The sequence below is a fragment of the Microbacterium sp. H83 genome (genome assembly GCF_001650405.1).
Classification (GTDB): Bacteria; Actinomycetota; Actinomycetes; order Actinomycetales; family Microbacteriaceae; genus Microbacterium.
This window is the reverse complement of sequence record NZ_LWCU01000023.1, coordinates 1-14,495: the sequence shown is the minus strand read 5'-3', so window position 1 is coordinate 14,495 and position 14,495 is coordinate 1. Positions and strand designations below refer to the sequence as shown.

At 71.2% G+C, this 14,495-nt stretch carries 18 protein-coding genes; 9 read left to right on the top strand and 9 right to left on the bottom strand.

Features of this window, described 5'->3' with window-relative positions:
• Positions 1 to 8: 8 nt before the first annotated feature.
• The 3 genes from A4X16_RS10395 to A4X16_RS10385 are packed head-to-tail and all read left to right on the top strand — an operon-like array spanning position 9 to position 2,862.
• Positions 9 to 338 (top strand): metal-sulfur cluster assembly factor, encoded by a 330-nt coding sequence (locus tag A4X16_RS10395; RefSeq protein WP_067120249.1) that lies wholly within the window; start codon positions 9 to 11, stop codon positions 336 to 338.
• A gap of 2 nt (positions 339 to 340) precedes the next feature.
• A complete protein-coding gene (locus A4X16_RS10390) occupies positions 341 to 1,495 on the top strand; it encodes a MalY/PatB family protein (RefSeq protein ID WP_067120247.1) in 1,155 nt (384 codons plus the stop codon).
• Positions 1,492 to 2,862 carry an MFS transporter gene (locus A4X16_RS10385; RefSeq protein ID WP_067120244.1) on the top strand — a complete coding sequence of 457 codons (1,371 nt, stop codon included), beginning with the start codon at positions 1,492 to 1,494 and terminating at the stop codon, positions 2,860 to 2,862. Before A4X16_RS10390 ends, A4X16_RS10385 begins: the two co-directional genes overlap by 4 nt.
• Here A4X16_RS10385 and A4X16_RS10380 read toward each other — a convergent pair.
• On the bottom strand, positions 2,825 to 3,412 hold the full coding sequence (locus tag A4X16_RS10380) for a TetR family transcriptional regulator (RefSeq protein ID WP_067120242.1): 588 nt from the start codon (positions 3,410 to 3,412) through the stop codon (positions 2,825 to 2,827). The two genes, A4X16_RS10385 and A4X16_RS10380, sit on opposite strands and share 38 nt — an antisense overlap.
• 57 nt (positions 3,413 to 3,469) lie before the next feature.
• On the opposite strand from A4X16_RS10380, the gene A4X16_RS10375 reads away from it, so the two are divergent.
• The 3 genes from A4X16_RS10375 to A4X16_RS10365 are packed head-to-tail and all read left to right on the top strand — an operon-like array spanning position 3,470 to position 5,356.
• On the top strand, positions 3,470 to 4,048 hold the full coding sequence (locus A4X16_RS10375; protein ID WP_067120240.1) for a biotin transporter BioY: 579 nt from the start codon (positions 3,470 to 3,472) through the stop codon (positions 4,046 to 4,048).
• Positions 4,038 to 4,766 carry an energy-coupling factor ABC transporter ATP-binding protein gene (locus tag A4X16_RS10370; protein ID WP_442922907.1) on the top strand — a complete coding sequence of 243 codons (729 nt, stop codon included), beginning with the start codon at positions 4,038 to 4,040 and terminating at the stop codon, positions 4,764 to 4,766. Before A4X16_RS10375 ends, A4X16_RS10370 begins: the two co-directional genes overlap by 11 nt.
• The gene (locus A4X16_RS10365; protein ID WP_067120238.1) at positions 4,763 to 5,356 is read left to right on the top strand and encodes an energy-coupling factor transporter transmembrane component T family protein; all 594 of its coding nucleotides are present in this window, start codon (positions 4,763 to 4,765) and stop codon (positions 5,354 to 5,356) included. Before A4X16_RS10370 ends, A4X16_RS10365 begins: the two co-directional genes overlap by 4 nt.
• Here A4X16_RS10365 and A4X16_RS10360 read toward each other — a convergent pair.
• The 4 genes from A4X16_RS10360 to A4X16_RS10345 form a co-directional block, all read right to left on the bottom strand.
• Entirely contained in the window at positions 5,303 to 6,619 is a 1,317-nt protein-coding gene (locus A4X16_RS10360) for an acyltransferase family protein (protein ID WP_067120236.1), read from the bottom strand. The genes A4X16_RS10365 and A4X16_RS10360 overlap by 54 nt on opposite strands.
• Positions 6,620 to 6,716: 97 nt before the next feature.
• Positions 6,717 to 7,388: a response regulator gene (locus A4X16_RS10355; RefSeq protein ID WP_067120234.1), complete on the bottom strand. Its 672-nt coding sequence runs from the start codon at positions 7,386 to 7,388 to the stop codon at positions 6,717 to 6,719.
• Positions 7,385 to 8,638: a sensor histidine kinase gene (locus A4X16_RS10350; RefSeq protein ID WP_067120232.1), complete on the bottom strand. Its 1,254-nt coding sequence runs from the start codon at positions 8,636 to 8,638 to the stop codon at positions 7,385 to 7,387. Before A4X16_RS10350 ends, A4X16_RS10355 begins: the two co-directional genes overlap by 4 nt.
• Positions 8,639 to 8,643: 5 nt before the next feature.
• Complete coding sequence (locus A4X16_RS10345; RefSeq protein ID WP_067120230.1) at positions 8,644 to 9,264, bottom strand: DedA family protein; 621 nt, start codon at positions 9,262 to 9,264, stop codon at positions 8,644 to 8,646.
• A gap of 188 nt (positions 9,265 to 9,452) precedes the next feature.
• On the opposite strand from A4X16_RS10345, the gene abc-f reads away from it, so the two are divergent.
• From abc-f to A4X16_RS10330, 3 genes are read left to right on the top strand one after another with little or no spacing between them, the layout of a single operon-like run.
• The gene (abc-f, locus tag A4X16_RS10340; protein WP_067120228.1) at positions 9,453 to 11,051 is read left to right on the top strand and encodes a ribosomal protection-like ABC-F family protein; all 1,599 of its coding nucleotides are present in this window, start codon (positions 9,453 to 9,455) and stop codon (positions 11,049 to 11,051) included.
• A 57-nt stretch (positions 11,052 to 11,108) separates the two neighbouring features.
• A complete protein-coding gene (locus A4X16_RS10335) occupies positions 11,109 to 11,720 on the top strand; it encodes a pyridoxine/pyridoxamine 5'-phosphate oxidase (protein WP_231880332.1) in 612 nt (203 codons plus the stop codon).
• Positions 11,717 to 12,496: a hypothetical protein gene (locus A4X16_RS10330; protein ID WP_157560121.1), complete on the top strand. Its 780-nt coding sequence runs from the start codon at positions 11,717 to 11,719 to the stop codon at positions 12,494 to 12,496. Before A4X16_RS10335 ends, A4X16_RS10330 begins: the two co-directional genes overlap by 4 nt.
• Positions 12,497 to 12,622: 126 nt before the next feature.
• Here the strand turns inward: A4X16_RS10330 and A4X16_RS10325 are convergent, their stop codons facing one another.
• From A4X16_RS10325 to A4X16_RS10310, 4 genes are read right to left on the bottom strand one after another with little or no spacing between them, the layout of a single operon-like run.
• Positions 12,623 to 13,438, bottom strand: coding sequence for an SURF1 family cytochrome oxidase biogenesis protein (locus A4X16_RS10325; protein ID WP_231880331.1), 816 nt, complete (start codon positions 13,436 to 13,438; stop codon positions 12,623 to 12,625).
• Complete coding sequence (locus tag A4X16_RS10320) at positions 13,435 to 13,629, bottom strand: hypothetical protein (protein WP_067120223.1); 195 nt, start codon at positions 13,627 to 13,629, stop codon at positions 13,435 to 13,437. The genes A4X16_RS10325 and A4X16_RS10320 overlap by 4 nt, the downstream gene beginning before the upstream one ends.
• Positions 13,626 to 13,985 carry a DUF3099 domain-containing protein gene (locus tag A4X16_RS10315; protein WP_082914412.1) on the bottom strand — a complete coding sequence of 120 codons (360 nt, stop codon included), beginning with the start codon at positions 13,983 to 13,985 and terminating at the stop codon, positions 13,626 to 13,628. Before A4X16_RS10315 ends, A4X16_RS10320 begins: the two co-directional genes overlap by 4 nt.
• A 51-nt stretch (positions 13,986 to 14,036) precedes the next feature.
• A complete protein-coding gene (locus tag A4X16_RS10310; RefSeq protein WP_197491817.1) occupies positions 14,037 to 14,369 on the bottom strand; it encodes a DUF4190 domain-containing protein in 333 nt (110 codons plus the stop codon).
• Positions 14,370 to 14,495 lie beyond the last annotated feature (126 nt).

Here is a 14,495-nt window from a genome sequence, read left to right as displayed (position 1 = left end):
CTGAAGGCATGTCAGCCACCCTCACGGACGCGAAGTACGACGAGGTCACCGAGGCACTCAAGGACGTCATGGATCCCGAGCTCGGGATCAACGTCGTCGACCTCGGCCTCATCTACGACCTCGCCTGGGACGACGAGAACGATGCACTCGTCATCCACATGACGCTCACCAGCGCCGGCTGCCCGCTCACGGACGTGCTCGAGGACCAGACCGCCCAGGCCCTGGACGACGTCGTCGACCGCTTCCGCATCAACTGGGTGTGGATGCCGCCGTGGGGTCCCGAGCGGATCACGGACGACGGTCGCGACATGATGCGCGCCCTCGGCTTCGCCATCTGAGGATGCTCGAGGTCAGGGCTCTGCCGCTGGCGGAGCTTCGCGAGCGCACCAGCGAGAAGTGGCGGGAGTATCCCGCCGACGTCCTGCCGCTCTTCGTCGCGGAGACGGACTTCCCGCTCGCGCCGGAGGTGACCGCCGCTCTGCGGCACGCGATCGACATCGGCGACACCGGCTACACCGCATCCCGGGGCCCTCTCGCGGAGTCCTACACGGCGTTCGCCCTGCGCCGATTCGGCTGGCAGGTGGATCCCGCCCGCATGCGTAGCACGGCCGACGTCAGCATGGGGATCGTCGAGATCCTCCGGCGCGTCACGCAGCCGGGGGAGCGCGTGGTGGTCATGCCCCCGATCTATCCGCCGTTCTTCGATCTGGTGGCCGAGGCGGGTGCCGAGGTCGAGCGCGTGCCGCTCCGCGACACCGGGGCTGCCTGGGAGATCGATCTCCCTGGCGTCCGCACGGCGTTGGAGGACGGTGCGACGGCGATCCTGCTCTGCAACCCGCAGAACCCGACGGGCACGGTGCACGATCGCGCATCGCTCGCGGCCCTCGCGGACCTTGCGGAGGAGTTCGGCGCCGCCGTCGTCTCCGATGAGATCCACGCGCCGCTCGCGCAGCCCGGCGCGGGCTTCACGCCGTTCCTGGCGACGGGCGCGGCAGCGGAGCGCGTGGGCTACGCCGTCGTCAGCGCCAGCAAGGCCTTCAACCTCGCGGGCCTCAAGTGCGCCCTCATGGTCACGGCGTCCGACGAGACGTCCGCGGTCGTGCGCGCCCTGCCGATCGAGGTCGAGTGGCGCACCGGCCAGCTCGGTCTGATCGCCGCCGTCGCCGCCTTCTCCGAGGCGAGTGATCCGTGGCTCGACGGACTGCTGCGCACCCTCGACGAGAACCGCGTGCTGGTGGAGGACCTCCTGGCGGCGCATCTCCCCACGGCGAGGTACCGCCTTCCGGAGGCCGGGTATCTGGCGTGGATCGATCTGTCGGCGCTCGGATGGGGAGACAGCCCCGCTCGGCGCATCCTGAAGGAGGCCAGGGTCGCGCTGAGCGCCGGGCCGGGATTCGGCGCCGAGGGCCGCGGACATGTGCGGTTGAACTTCGGCACGAGCCCGGAGATCATCACCGAGGCGATCGAGCGCATGGCGTCGCTCGCCGACCGATGAGCGAGGCCGCGACCACGGCGACCATCTGGGACCGCGAACGGGTCTGGGTCACCGTCGGGTCCGTCGCCCTGATCTTCCTCGCTGCGATCGAGGCGCTCGCGGTGACCACGGTGATGCCCATCGTCAGCGCGGCCCTGGACGGGAGCGCGCTGTTCGCCGCGGCGTTCGCCGGAACACTCGCGACGAGCGTGATCGGCATGGTCGCGGCCGGTGCGTGGTCGGACGCGCGCGGCCCCCGCGGGGCCCTGTACGTCGCCGTGACGCTCTTCCTCGTCGGGCTGCTGATCTCCGGCTTCGCCGTGACCATGGAGCAGTTCCTCATCGGCCGTCTCGTGCAGGGACTCGGCACCGGTGGCCAGACGGTCGCGCTGTACGTCGTCGTCGCCCGGCTCTACCCGCCCTATCTGCACGGCAGGGTGTTCGCGGCCTTCGCCGCCGCCTGGATCGTGCCGTCGATGATCGGGCCGTTCCTCGCCGGTGCGGTCGCCGAGTACCTCGACTGGCGCTGGGCCTTCCTCGGCGTCGCCGTGCTCACGGCGATCGCCTTCCTCCTGATCGCGGTACGACTGCGCGGCCTGGATCTCGGTCACGGCGAGCCGCAGGATCGTCGCGCGCTTCTGATCCGCCTGGCGCTGGCGTTCGTCGTCGCGGCGTTCGCCGTGATCCTGGGCCTCACCGCCGACATGCCCGCGGCGCTGCGCTGGCCGGTCGCGATAGGGGCGGTCCTCGGCATCGCGATCACCGTACTGCCGCTGCTGCCGAAGCGGACCCTGCGCGCCGGAAGAGGGCTGCCCAGTGTCGTGCTGATGCGCGGGATGGTGGCGGGAGCGTTCTTCGCCACCGAGGCGTACATCCCGTACCTCCTCATCGAGGGGTTCGGGTGGTCGGCGACGTGGGCGGGCGTCGGACTCATGTTCGCCGCGTTCGCCTGGGCCGGAGCATCGAACCTGCAGGGCCGGATCGGGGAGCGGCTGGGCAATCGCCGCATCACTCTCATCAGCCTGGCGCTCCTGGTGATCGCGATCGCCGGTGTGCTCGTCACGGCGATCGGCGATGTGCCGCCTGCCGTCGTCGTCGTCGCGTGGGGATTCGCCGGAGCCGGCATGGGCCTGCTCTACCCGCGCCTGACCGTCCTCACCCTCGCGTACTCCGACGAGGGCAACCAGGGCTTCAACTCGTCGGCGCTCTCGATCTCGGACTCGACGGGCTCGGCGGTCGTGATCGCCGTCTCGGGGCTCGCGGTCGCCAGCCTGGGCGGACATGTCGCCGATGTCGGAGCCGTCTTCCTGATCTCGCTCGGCCTCGTCGTCGTCGCCTTCCTCCCCGGCCTCAGGCTCGGCCACGCGGCGGAGTCGGCCCTCCGCTGACGAGCGCCCCGGCGAGCGCGCTCACGCCGAGGTCGAAGATCCGGTCGAAGCCGGCCGTGGCGTCGTGCTCGTCGACGTTCTGCACGACCCCGTGGCTGTCGGCGTGCATGCGCTGCTGCACGAGTGTCGCGTGACCGAGCACGAAGTGGAGCAGCGCAGCCGCCCGTCCCGACGCGTCCGACGCTCCGGAGCGGCGGAGAGCAGCCTCGAGCGCTGTCTGAGCGTGCGCGGACCCGAGGCCGAGCGCGTACGTGCTCAGGACGAGCTCGGCGCCGTCGCGGTAGGTGAAGAGCGCGTCGCGGATGCTGCGCGCCAGGGGCAGCACCGCCGTGTCGCCGGATGCGATACCCGTCGTGATGCGGTCGGCGAGCTCGGCGAGGAGTGCCTGCTTGCTCGAGTAGTGCCAGTACAGGGCGCTGGGCTGGACGTCGAGCCGGCTGGCGATGCGGCGCATGGAGAGGTCGGCGAGGCCGACCTCGTCGAGGAGGGCGAGCGCGGCCCTGGCCACGGCGTCCCTGTCGCGACGGGTCGGATTGTGATCGGGGGTCATCCGCTCACTATAGTGAACACCGTTCACGTGAACACTGTTCAGGAGGGTGCAGAGATCATGAACCAGAATCCGGATGCCGGGAGGGAGCTGGCGCGTGTCGCGATCTTCGCGGCACTCCTCGTCGCGCTCGGCATGGTGACCGTCCCGATCCCCGGCGGCGTGCCCATCACCGCGCAGACGCTGGGGGTCATGCTCGCGGGCGCGGTGCTCGGCCCGCGCCGAGCGCCGCTGTCGGTCCTCCTCGTCCTCGCTCTCGCAGCAGTGGGACTCCCGGTGCTCGCCGGCGGGCGCGGCGGCCTCGGCGCGTTCGTCGGACCCACCGCCGGATACCTCCTCGGGTGGGTGGCGGGGGCCGTCGTGATCGGTCTGATCATGCGCGGGCACCGGGTGACGTGGTGGCGCACGGCGCTGGCGACCGTCCTGGGCGGCATCCTGGTCGTTTACGCCTTCGGCATTCCGGTGCAGGCCCTCGTGCTGGGCATGGATCTGCGGACTGCGGCCGCCTCGAGCATCGTGTTCCTCCCCGGGGACGCCCTCAAGGCGGCGACCGCCACGGTGCTCGTGATCGCTCTCCGCCGCGCGTACCCGCCGGCGTTCGGTCGCGCCGCCTCCGCCTCCGCCCCCCGTGCCGTCTGAGGCCGCGCCGTCCGCCGCGATCCCCGCCGTCGGGGAGGCGGCTCCTTCCGCCATCGAGATCGACGGCGTCACGGTCGAGCGCGACGGACGTGCGATCCTGCGCGGGGTGAGCGCGCGACTCGCGGCGCGCCGCACCGCCGTGATCGGGGCGAACGGATCGGGCAAGTCCACGTTCGTGCGCCTGCTCAACGGACTCGTGCTGCCGACCGTCGGCGCGGTGACGGTGGACGGTCTCGACACGCGGCGCGACGCGCGGGCGGTGCGTCGTCGCGTCGGTTTCGTCTTCACCGACCCGCAGGCGCAGATCCTGATGCCGACGGCTGTGGAGGATCTGCGTCTCTCCCTGCGGGGGCGGCCACGGAAGGAGATCGACCGGCGCGTGGCGGAGGCGCTGCACGCGCACGGCCTGGAGGATCGGGGCGACATCCCCGCATCGGCGCTCTCCGGCGGGCAGAAGCAGCTCCTCGCGCTCGCCTCTGTCCTGATCGCCGACCCGGCGCTCCTGGTCGCCGACGAGCCGACCACCCTGCTCGACCTGCGGAACGCCCGCCGCATCGGAGATCTGCTCCTCGCCGGTCCCGCGCGGCTGGTGGTGGCGACGCACGACCTCGACCTCGCCGCCCGCTGCGATCACGCGCTGCTGTTCGACGACGGTGCGATCACGGCATCCGGCGACCCCGCCACCGTCATCGATGCGTACCGGAGGAGCTGCGCATGATCCAGCTGTACCGGCCCGGCTCGAGCCCCGTGCACCGGATGGGGGCCGGATGCAAGCTGCTCGCCCTCGCGCTCACCGCCCTCGGGATTTCGCTCGCGCCCCACGATGCCGTCAGCATCGCGCTGGTGCTGCTCGGCGTCTGCGGGCTCTTCGTCGTCGCACAGATGCCGTGGCGCGTGCTCGGAGCGGAAATCCGGCGACTCCGCTGGCTGGTGCTGGTGATGGGCGGTGCGCTGTGGATCTTCGTCTCCCCGTTGGCGGCCTGGATCAGCACCCTCAAGGTCGCAGCGCTCGTGCTGCTGGCGACCCTGCTCACCCTCACCACGCCGATGGGACAGCTGCTCGCGGTGCTGCAGCGGCTCCTGTCGCCTGCGCGCCGCAGGGGGGCGGACACCGACGCCATCGCCATGACGATCTCCCTCACGCTCACGCTGGTGCCCGTCGTCTCAGGGTTCGCGGCGGAGATCGGGGAGGCGCAGCGTGCGCGCGGCGTCCGCCCGGGACCGCGGGCGATCGTGCCTCTGCTCGTGCGCACGCTACGCCACGCGGATGACGTCGGCGACGCTCTCGCGGCGCGCGGTCTCGTCTGACCGACGAGCGAGCCGCAGGGCGGCGACGAGGCCTGCGACGGCGACGGCGGCCGTGAGCACCGTGGTCCCCACGGCGAGCAGGAGCACGACGGACGACAGGCCGAGCGCCACGGCGAGGACGAGTCCGCGCGCCGACCGCGTGGGGCGCGGAGCGCGGACGGCCTCGTGCCGGGCGAGCGCCACGGCGACGACGGCCGTCAGGATCAGCGCCGCACCGAGCCACAGCGGCCGGGTCAGCCACCACTCGGCGCTGCTCGGCTCGGGGAGAGCGAGACCCGTGGACAGGGCGAACAGCGCAGAGACCCCGGCCATACCCAGCAGCACCGGCATGTGCCAGAGGTAGACGGTCATGGTGCGCGCGTTCACGAACGCCGAGAGGGCCGCGCACCGGGGGCGCCGGCTGAACGCCTCGATCCGGTCGCGGAGCAGCGACACCGCGCTCAGCTGCACGACGCCGACGAGGATGAGCGCTGCCGTGGGCGGGTTGATGTGGGCGATGAGGTCGGGGGAGGAGAGCCCTCCCGTGAAGGCGGCGGCGAGCAGCACGAGCGCGACCCCGCCGACGGCTGCCCTCACCCGGCGGGACAGTCGATGGACGGTGCCGTCGGCGAGGAAGAAGCCGAGCTGCTGCAGGCTGAGCCAGACGAACGCCAGGTTGAGCATGCCGAGACCCTCGATGCCGGTGAGAGCGCGCAGGAGATCGACGACGCCGGCACCGACGACGAGCAGCAGGATGCTGAGGATCGGTCGCCGGGTGTGCGCGGAGGCCAGTGCGGGGAGCAGAGACTGGCAGAGCAGGAACACGGCCAGGAACCACAGCGGCTGGCCGTAGCGGTAGCCGGCCGTCGCGACCAGATCGGCGGGGACTCCGGCAACGGCGAGCGCCGCGAGGAGCACGCCGACCACGCCGATCACGACGACCGCCGGACGCAGCAGGCGGTGCACGCGCGCGGCGACGAAGTCTCCCGCCGAGCCTCCCCGCTCCCGCAGCCGACGCCAGGAGTGCAGGCCGGCGAATCCGCCGATCACGAAGAACAGGGGCATCACCTGCAGCACCCAGCTGAGAGGGACGATCCACGCCTCGCCCTCGCTCGCGTTGGCGAACTCCGGGGCGCCGTCGACGACGGTGACGCCCACCATGACCGCGTGGAGGACCACGACGCCGATCACGCAGATCGCGCGCAGAAGGTCGATCCCCGTATCCCGACCGCGGGGCGGGGGAGTGCTCGGGGCGATCCTGGGGGGTGGGTCGACGATGGCCATGGGGTCCTCCTCGGTCGGGGTGTCCGAGGAGCGTATGGACGCGGTGCCGATCGGGGCATCACCCTGCGGAGCCGTTCACCCCCTACCGAGGGGGTAATCAGGAGGCGGGCTCGACGAGACCGGCGTCGTAGGCGAGGATCACCGCGTGCACCCGATCGCGGAGCGACAGCTTGGCGAGCACCTTGCCGACATGCGTCTTGACGGTCTGCTCGGCGATGAACAGATCGGACGCGATCTCGCTGTTCGATCGACCTCTGCCGATGAGGACGAGCACCTCGCGCTCGCGGTCGGTGAGGCCGGCGAGCGCCGCCGCCGCCCGGGGCGTGCGGGGACGGCGACCGGCGAACTGCTCGATCATGCGTCTCGTCACGCTCGGCGCCAGGAGGGCGTCGCCGCCGGCGACCACACGGACGGCCTGCACCAGCTCCTCGGGGAGGGCGTCCTTGAGGAGGAAGCCGCTGGCCCCGGCCTCCAGCGCGTCGTACACGTAGTCGTCGATGTCGAAGGTGGTGAGCATGAGCACGCGCGGCACATGGGCGGCAGGGTACGCGGGCCCCAGGATGCGCCGGGTCGCCTCGATCCCGTCGATCTCCGGCATGCGCACGTCCATCAGGATCACGTCGGGATCGAGACGGGCCGCGAGAGTCACCGCCTCGGCGCCGTGCGCTGCCTGACCCGCCACGCGGATGCCGTCGTGGGCATCGAGAAGGGCGGCGAAACCCGCCCGCACCATGGCCTGGTCGTCGGCGATGAGAACGCTGATGGTCATGGGGCCTCCTCGGCGACGCCGTCGCTCATGTCGATCGACCGCAGCGGAAGCGCCGCAGCGACCTCCCATCCGCCGTCCGCGGCGGGACCCGCAGCGAACGTCCCGCCGAGGATCTCCACACGCTCGCGCATCCCCCGCAGACCGTACCCGCCGCCGGACGCGGCCTGCGGCGTCGACGCCGACGCGTTGCGGACCCGGACGACGAGCATGTCGCCGTCCCGCTGTATGCGGACCGTCACGGCCGCGCCCGCGGCATGTCGGATCGCATTGCTCAGAGCCTCCTGCACGATGCGGAAGACGGCGATCTGCGCGGCGGACGACGGATCCTCCAAGGATCCGGTGATCTCCAGCCCGACGGTGACGCCGGCCCGACGGAACGTGTCGACCAGCGCGGGGACGTCGTCGACGCCCTGCAGGGGGGCGAGCTCTGCGGCCCGGTCCTCGGTGCGGAGCACTCCGAGCATCCGTCGCATCTCGGTGAGCGACGTCCTCGCCGTCGCCGCGATGCTGTCGAACTCCGCGGCGGCCTCGGCGTCGATGCCGGGCAGCCGATAGCGCGCGGTGGACGCCTGCACCTGGATCACGGACATGCTGTGCGCGATCACGTCGTGCAGCTCGCGGGCGATGCGCGTGCGTTCCTCCACCAGACCCCGCCGCGACTCCTCCAGCGCCGAGTGCTCGCGTTCGCGCGTGAGCTCCGCGGACACTCGCATCCGCCCGGCGGCGAGCGCGGCGATGACCGAGACCGCGGCGGCCACGGACGTCGTGACGATCAGGTTCGCGGTGACGTTGGCCGCGACATCGCCGCCGGACAGCACATCTCCGCGCAGGAGGGGAGCGGTCAGGGACAGGCCGGACCCGATGACGAGCGCGAACGCTCCGAGACGCGCGCCATGCAGGAAGGTCACGACGCCGACCAGCAGGACGAAGGCCAGCAGCGCCGGCACCGACCACGGCCACGGCGCCTCGGTGGCGAGTCCCGCCGTGACAAGCAGGGGCAGGGAGAACGCGGCGGTGTAGAACAGCACGACCGCCCATCGCGGATGCGTCAGGGCCAGCAGCGGAGCTCCGCACAGCGCGGCGGCGAGGAGGAACGACAGCGGCAGCGAGGTGCCGTAGAGGGTCGCCTGGATGGGCACGAGGACCGCGTAGAGCGTGATCACCGCAGCGCCGAGCGCGGCGACGGCCGCCGACCGCCCGCTCGCTCGAGCGGTGCGCCGGGTGCGCTGCGTGCCTGGAGAGCGAGCCATGTCTGTCATCCTGCCAGCCGGGGGACCGATGTCCGACGTCGGCGGAGTGCCGCGATCCGGTCGATCACGAGCCCGAGGAGGAGCGCGACGACGATGCCGACGCCCGCGCTGAAGAGCGGCTGGTCGGCGAGCCAGGCTCCGGCGAACAGCCCGATGGTCACGCTCAGTGCGCTCCAGCTGACACCGGCCACGATGCTCAGCGGAGCGAACCGCCGCCATGCGAACCCCAGGGCGCCCGCTGACATGTTGACCGCCACCCGCCCGACGGGGATGTACCGAGCACCGAGGATGAGAGCCGCGCCGCGTCGACCGAGCGCACTCCGGGCGTGCGCCAGCGCGGCGACCACGCGCGGACGGCGCATCCACGACCAGCGGTCGGTGCCGATCCGGCGACCGAGCGCGAACGCGATGTTGTCCCCGATCGCCGCTCCCGCCGCGGCCACCAGACCCAGCGGTACCAGGGCCCACAGGTCGCCGGCGGATGCCGACACGGCCGCCGCGGCGACCAGCACGGTCTCGCTCGGTATCGGCGGGAAGAAGCCGTCGATCACGGTGACCGCGAACAGCACGAGGTACAGCCAGGGCGACGCGACGGCCTGCAGAACGAGCTCAGAGATGACATCCACCCGAGAAGGCTAGGAACGAGGTGGCGGAGAGGGCATCACTCCCCGGTATCGATCGCATCCATCCGGAGAGGGAGATCGCCCCTCCCCGTCATCCTGGACACCGGCCGCCGAGGTGCCCAGCCGGGCGTTCTATACTGGGAGGCTGGCCGCTCGGCCGCCTCTCCTCCTGAACGAACGGACGTCCCGCTGTGCTTGCCGTGCACGAACTCGAGATCCGCGTGGGCGCACGCCTCCTGATGGAGAACGTGTCCTTCCGCGTCAGCGACGGCGACAAGATCGGTCTCGTCGGACGCAACGGCGCCGGGAAGACCACGCTGACGAAGGTGCTCGCCGGCGACGTCCTGCCGTCGGGTGGCAGCGTCACCCGCTCCGGGGAGCTGGGCTACCTCCCGCAGGACCCGCGATCGGGCAACCCGGAGGACCTCGCGCGCACCCGCATCCTCGACGCCCGCGGCCTCGGACAGCTGAATCTCGGGATGACGGAGGCTTCGCTCGCGATGGGCTCCGAGGACCCCGCGGTCGCGGACAAGGCCATGAAGCGCTACGCGCGCCTCACCGAGCAGTTCGAGGCGCAGGGCGGGTACGCGGCCGAGGCCGAGGCGGCGTCCATCGCGAACAACCTGTCGCTTCCCGACCGCATCCTGGATCAGCCGCTGTCGACGCTGTCCGGCGGTCAGCGTCGTCGCATCGAGCTCGCTCGCATCCTCTTCTCCGACGCGGAGACGATGATCCTCGACGAGCCGACGAACCACCTCGACGCCGACAGCGTGGTGTGGCTGCGCGAGTTCCTCAAGAACTACAAGGGCGGGCTGATCGTGATCAGCCACGACGTCGAGCTCGTCGGCGAGACCGTGAACCGCGTCTTCTACCTCGATGCGAACCGCCAGGTCATCGACACCTACAACATGAACTGGAAGAACTACCTGCGCCAGCGGGTGGCCGACGAGGAGCGTCGCAAGAAGGAGCGCGCGAACGCCGAGAAGAAGGCGACCACGCTGCAGCAGCAGGCCGCCCGCTTCGGCGCCAAGGCCTCGAAGGCCGCGGCCGCGCACCAGATGATCGCGCGCGCAGAGAAGCTGCTCGCCGGACTCGACGAGGTGCGCCAGGAGGACCGCGTGGCGAAGCTGCGGTTCCCGAAGCCGGCACCTTGCGGGAAGACGCCGATGATGGCGACCGGGCTGTCGAAGTCCTACGGCTCCCTCGAGATCTTCACCGACGTCGACCTGGCGATCGACCGCGGCTCGAAGGTGGTCGTGCTCGGCCTCAACGGTGCAGGCAAGACCACGCTGCTGCGGATGCTGGCCGGCGTCGACAAGCCGGACACGGGCCAGCTCGAGCCCGGTCATGGCCTGAAGGTCGGGTACTACGCGCAGGAGCACGAGAACCTCGACGTCAACCGGTCGGTCCTCGAGAACATGGTGTCGGCGGCGCCGCACATCACCGAGACCGAGGCCCGCAAGGTGCTGGGCTCGTTCCTGTTCACGGGCGACGACGTGCTCAAGCCGGCGGGGGTGCTCTCCGGCGGCGAGAAGACGCGACTCTCGCTCGCGACGCTCGTGGTGTCCTCCGCGAACATGCTCCTGCTCGACGAGCCGACCAACAACCTCGATCCCGCGTCGCGCGAGGAGATCCTCGGAGCGCTCGCGCACTACGAGGGCGCCGTCGTGCTGGTCTCGCACGACCCGGGGGCGGTGCAGTCGCTCAACCCCGAGCGCGTGCTGATCCTCCCGGACGGCGTCGAGGACATCTGGAGCCAGGAGTACCAGGACCTCATCGAGCTCGCGTGACGTCCCGCGCGAGCGCGCTGCGGGACAGGCCCGCGGGTCGGTGGCATAGTCGAGTGCGTGACCACCACGACTGACATCGACCGTGACTCCGCGCGCTGGCTGCGTTCGCTACCCGCGCTCACCGGATCCGCGCCGGCGCTCGACGGCCGCGCCGTGCCGGACGATCCCGTGACCGCGTTTCGCTCGTGGATCGTCGGCGCCGTCGAGGCCGGGGTCGCGGAGCCGCACGCGGCGACGCTCGCGACGATCGATCGCGACGGCGTCCCCGACGCGCGCACCCTGATCCTCAAGGAGGTCGACGGGCGCGGATGGGCGTTCGCGGGACCGCGCTCGTCGGGCAAGGGCGCGCAGCTCGCCGTGCATCCGGTGGCGGCGCTGAACTTCTGGTGGCAGCCCCTCGTGCGAGCCGTGCGGCTGCGGGGAGAGGTGCGGGAGGCGGAGCCCGACGAGAGCGCCGCGGATCTGGCGGCTCGCTCGGCCGCGGCGCGCGACGGCGTCGCCCATGACGACTGGGTGCTCTGGCGGCTCATCCCGTCGCGGGTCGAGTTCTGGCAGGGGGAGACGGATCGTCGGCACTCCCGTGTGATCTTCGACCGTGACGGCGGCGAGTGGCGGCGATCCGTGGTGGGTCGGGCAGCGGACGACGCAGCCGAGAACGCGGTGCGGTGACGTCCGCTCTGCGCGAGGTGCTCCCGCCGCCGCCCGAGCGTCCTGCCGATTTCGAGGACGACTTCGTCGACGGGGTCGACCCCGCGAAGTGGATCCCGCGATACCTCCCGCACTGGACGGTGTCCGAGAGGTCGGAGGCGCGGTACGCCCCCGTGCACGGCGGGCTCGAGCTGCGCATCGACGACGATCAGCCGGACTGGCGACCGGAGGACGCCCCTCTGCGCGTCTCCAACCTGCAGTCAGGGGAGTTCTCGGGACCGCTCGGCTCCGCACGCGGCACGCATCGCCATCGACCCGACGGGCTGGTGGTGCGGACCCCGACGCCGCTCCGTCTGCTCTTCGCTCCGACCGCCGGGCGCATCGACGTCACAGTCGCGGCGAGCACCGATGAGGGCTGCATGCTCGCCGCCTGGCTGGTGGGAACCGAGCACCTCGCGGACGAGGACGCCGGCGAGATCTGCCTCTTCGAGATCGACGCCGCTGCGGTGGGTGCGACGACACGAGCGCGATCGGGCGTCAAAGCCCATCACGACCCGCGGCTGCACGACGACATGGCCGAGGTGATCCTCCCGTTCGATGCGCGTCGGGTGCACACCTGGACAGTCCTGTGGGGACCCGGCGAGACGGTGATCGGATGCGAGGGCCGCGTCCTCCGTCGCATCCCGCAGGCGCCGGAGTACCCGATGATCCTGCTCATCGACCTCTTCGAGATCGGCGGGCCGAGCGGAGAGTACCCGAAGCGGGCGCTCGTCTCCTCCGTGCGCGCCTGGACCTGAGCCGACTCACGACGCCTTCTCTCCGACGGATGACGGAGCAGACGACGATACCCGGGAGTGTTCGGCCGATTCGTCCGTGATCCGTCCGGACCTCCGTGATCCGTCCGGACCTCCGTGAGCCGTCGATCAGTGGTGCGCGTCGAGGAGCTCGTCCTCGACGTCGGCATCGCGGTCGCGACGCCGTGGCGTCTTGGCGACGGCGGGCCGGCCCTCGAGCTCCTCGCGGTGCTTGGCGATCTCGGTGCGGATGATGTACCCGATGAAGATGAAACCCATGAGCGCGAACAGGATCCACTGGATCGCGTACGACAGGTGCGGGCCGGGGTCATCGGTCGGGGAGTCGAAGGTCCCGAGCGCGCCGTCCCCCGAGGGCGACTCGCTGACGATCTGGCCGTAGGCGCTGGTGATGACATCGCCGTCGACGAGCTCGGCGATCGCGGGGAGATGGATCGTCGGCACCTGTCCCTCGGGCGCTCCGCGACCGGACGCGGGAGCCTGTTCGCCCGGCCGCACGCGGACGACGACCTCGACCTGGCCGGACGGAGGCGCGGGCACCGCGTCGGGGGAGTCGCCGTCGCCGGGCGGGACCCAGCCCCGATCGACGATGAGGATGCGTCCGTCGGAGTCGCGGAACGGCACGAGCACTTCGAAGGCGCTGGTGCCGCCGCGCGGGCGGTTGCGGACGAGGAGCTGCTCGTCCGGGAGGTACTCGCCCTCGAGGACCACCGGATGCCACACGTCGCCCGCGGCGAGCTCGCCGTCGGCGCCGATCAGGTCCTGCAGCGGCACGGGATCGGCATCGTAGTTCTTCTCCACGAGGGCGATCTGCTCCGCGCGGTTCTCATTGCGCTCGAACTGCCAGTAGGACAGGAAGGCGCAGGCGACGGCGAAGCCGATGGCGATCAGCACGTAGACGCTCCACCGCGTCATCCGGGCGCTCACGACGGCATCCCATCGCGCACGGTCACCGGGAAGTCGCGGGCGGCGAGGTAGTCGCGGAGGAAGTCGACATGCTCGGCGCACGCGAGCCAGATCTTCTCACGGTCCTCCGCATGGATGCGGGGGTTGCGCCACACCACTCGGGCCTTCGCCGCGTTCCGGCATCCGGCTCGCGAGCACTCCAGTCCACTCACGCGCGATCCCGACCGTTCTCGCGGATGGTGAAGATCTGCGGTCCGTCGTCGACCTTCTCCGTGGGGTCGGAAGCCGGCCGCGAGGGTGCCGCGATCTGCTGCACGGGCGACTCGGCCGTCGTCTCGGTGCTGTCGCTGCCGGCGTTCGCGAAGACGACCGCGATGTAGGGGAGCACGGCCGCCGCGAGGGCGAAGACCCAGGTGTACCAGCCGTACGGCTGCACGAACATCATGAGAGCGAAGCAGACGATGCGGATCGTCATCGTGATCGCGTAGCGGCGCACGCGGTGGTCGGCCTCGGCCTGCGGCGACTGCGGCAGGGAGGTGACAGCGGGGACCAGACCCTTGTTCTTCACGATGCCTCAAGCCTACGCCGGTCGCGGGGCCCCGGCGCGCGATCTCGGGGTTCAGGAGCTGAAGACGAACGGCAATGAGAACGCGCCCACGAAGAGGAAGCTGAACAGCACGATCGCGAGCACGACGAGCTGGATCCCGACCATGACGTAGCCCATGATGAGGCCGCCGAAAGCGAGGCCGCGACCGCCGACGCCCGGGTCCGCCTTCGTCCGACGCAGCGCGAGGTGACCGGTGATGATCGCGACGACGGACGAGATGAAGGGGAGGACGAGCCAGAAGAGGAACGTGCCGAAGACCACCCCGGCGATGCCGCACACCAGCGACGTGATCGCCAGACCGCTCGCGGGACGGGGCGCCGCGTACATCGGCGCGGCGCCGTACACGGGATAGCCCGCATTCGGCGCCGACGGTGGGGCGTAGGGCGACTGCGCGGACGGTCAGCGTGCCTTCCGGGCCCTCGCCGCTGCGAGCGGTGACGGCCGGCCATACCGTGCACCCGCTCACCATGC

Excerpts from the sequence above, each read along its gene's own strand:
- A4X16_RS10395 (WP_067120249.1), top strand. The coding sequence starts at position 9 with ATGTCAGCCACCCTCACGGACGCGAAGTACGACGAGGTCACCGAGGCA.
- A4X16_RS10390 (WP_067120247.1), top strand. The coding sequence starts at position 341 with ATGCTCGAGGTCAGGGCTCTGCCGCTGGCGGAGCTTCGCGAGCGCACC.
- A4X16_RS10385 (WP_067120244.1), top strand. The coding sequence starts at position 1,492 with ATGAGCGAGGCCGCGACCACGGCGACCATCTGGGACCGCGAACGGGTC.
- A4X16_RS10380 (WP_067120242.1), bottom strand. The coding sequence starts at position 3,412 with ATGACCCCCGATCACAATCCGACCCGTCGCGACAGGGACGCCGTGGCC.
- A4X16_RS10375 (WP_067120240.1), top strand. The coding sequence starts at position 3,470 with ATGAACCAGAATCCGGATGCCGGGAGGGAGCTGGCGCGTGTCGCGATC.
- A4X16_RS10365 (WP_067120238.1), top strand. The coding sequence starts at position 4,763 with ATGATCCAGCTGTACCGGCCCGGCTCGAGCCCCGTGCACCGGATGGGG.
- A4X16_RS10360 (WP_067120236.1), bottom strand. The coding sequence starts at position 6,619 with ATGGCCATCGTCGACCCACCCCCCAGGATCGCCCCGAGCACTCCCCCG.
- A4X16_RS10355 (WP_067120234.1), bottom strand. The coding sequence starts at position 7,388 with ATGACCATCAGCGTTCTCATCGCCGACGACCAGGCCATGGTGCGGGCG.
- A4X16_RS10350 (WP_067120232.1), bottom strand. The coding sequence starts at position 8,638 with ATGGCTCGCTCTCCAGGCACGCAGCGCACCCGGCGCACCGCTCGAGCG.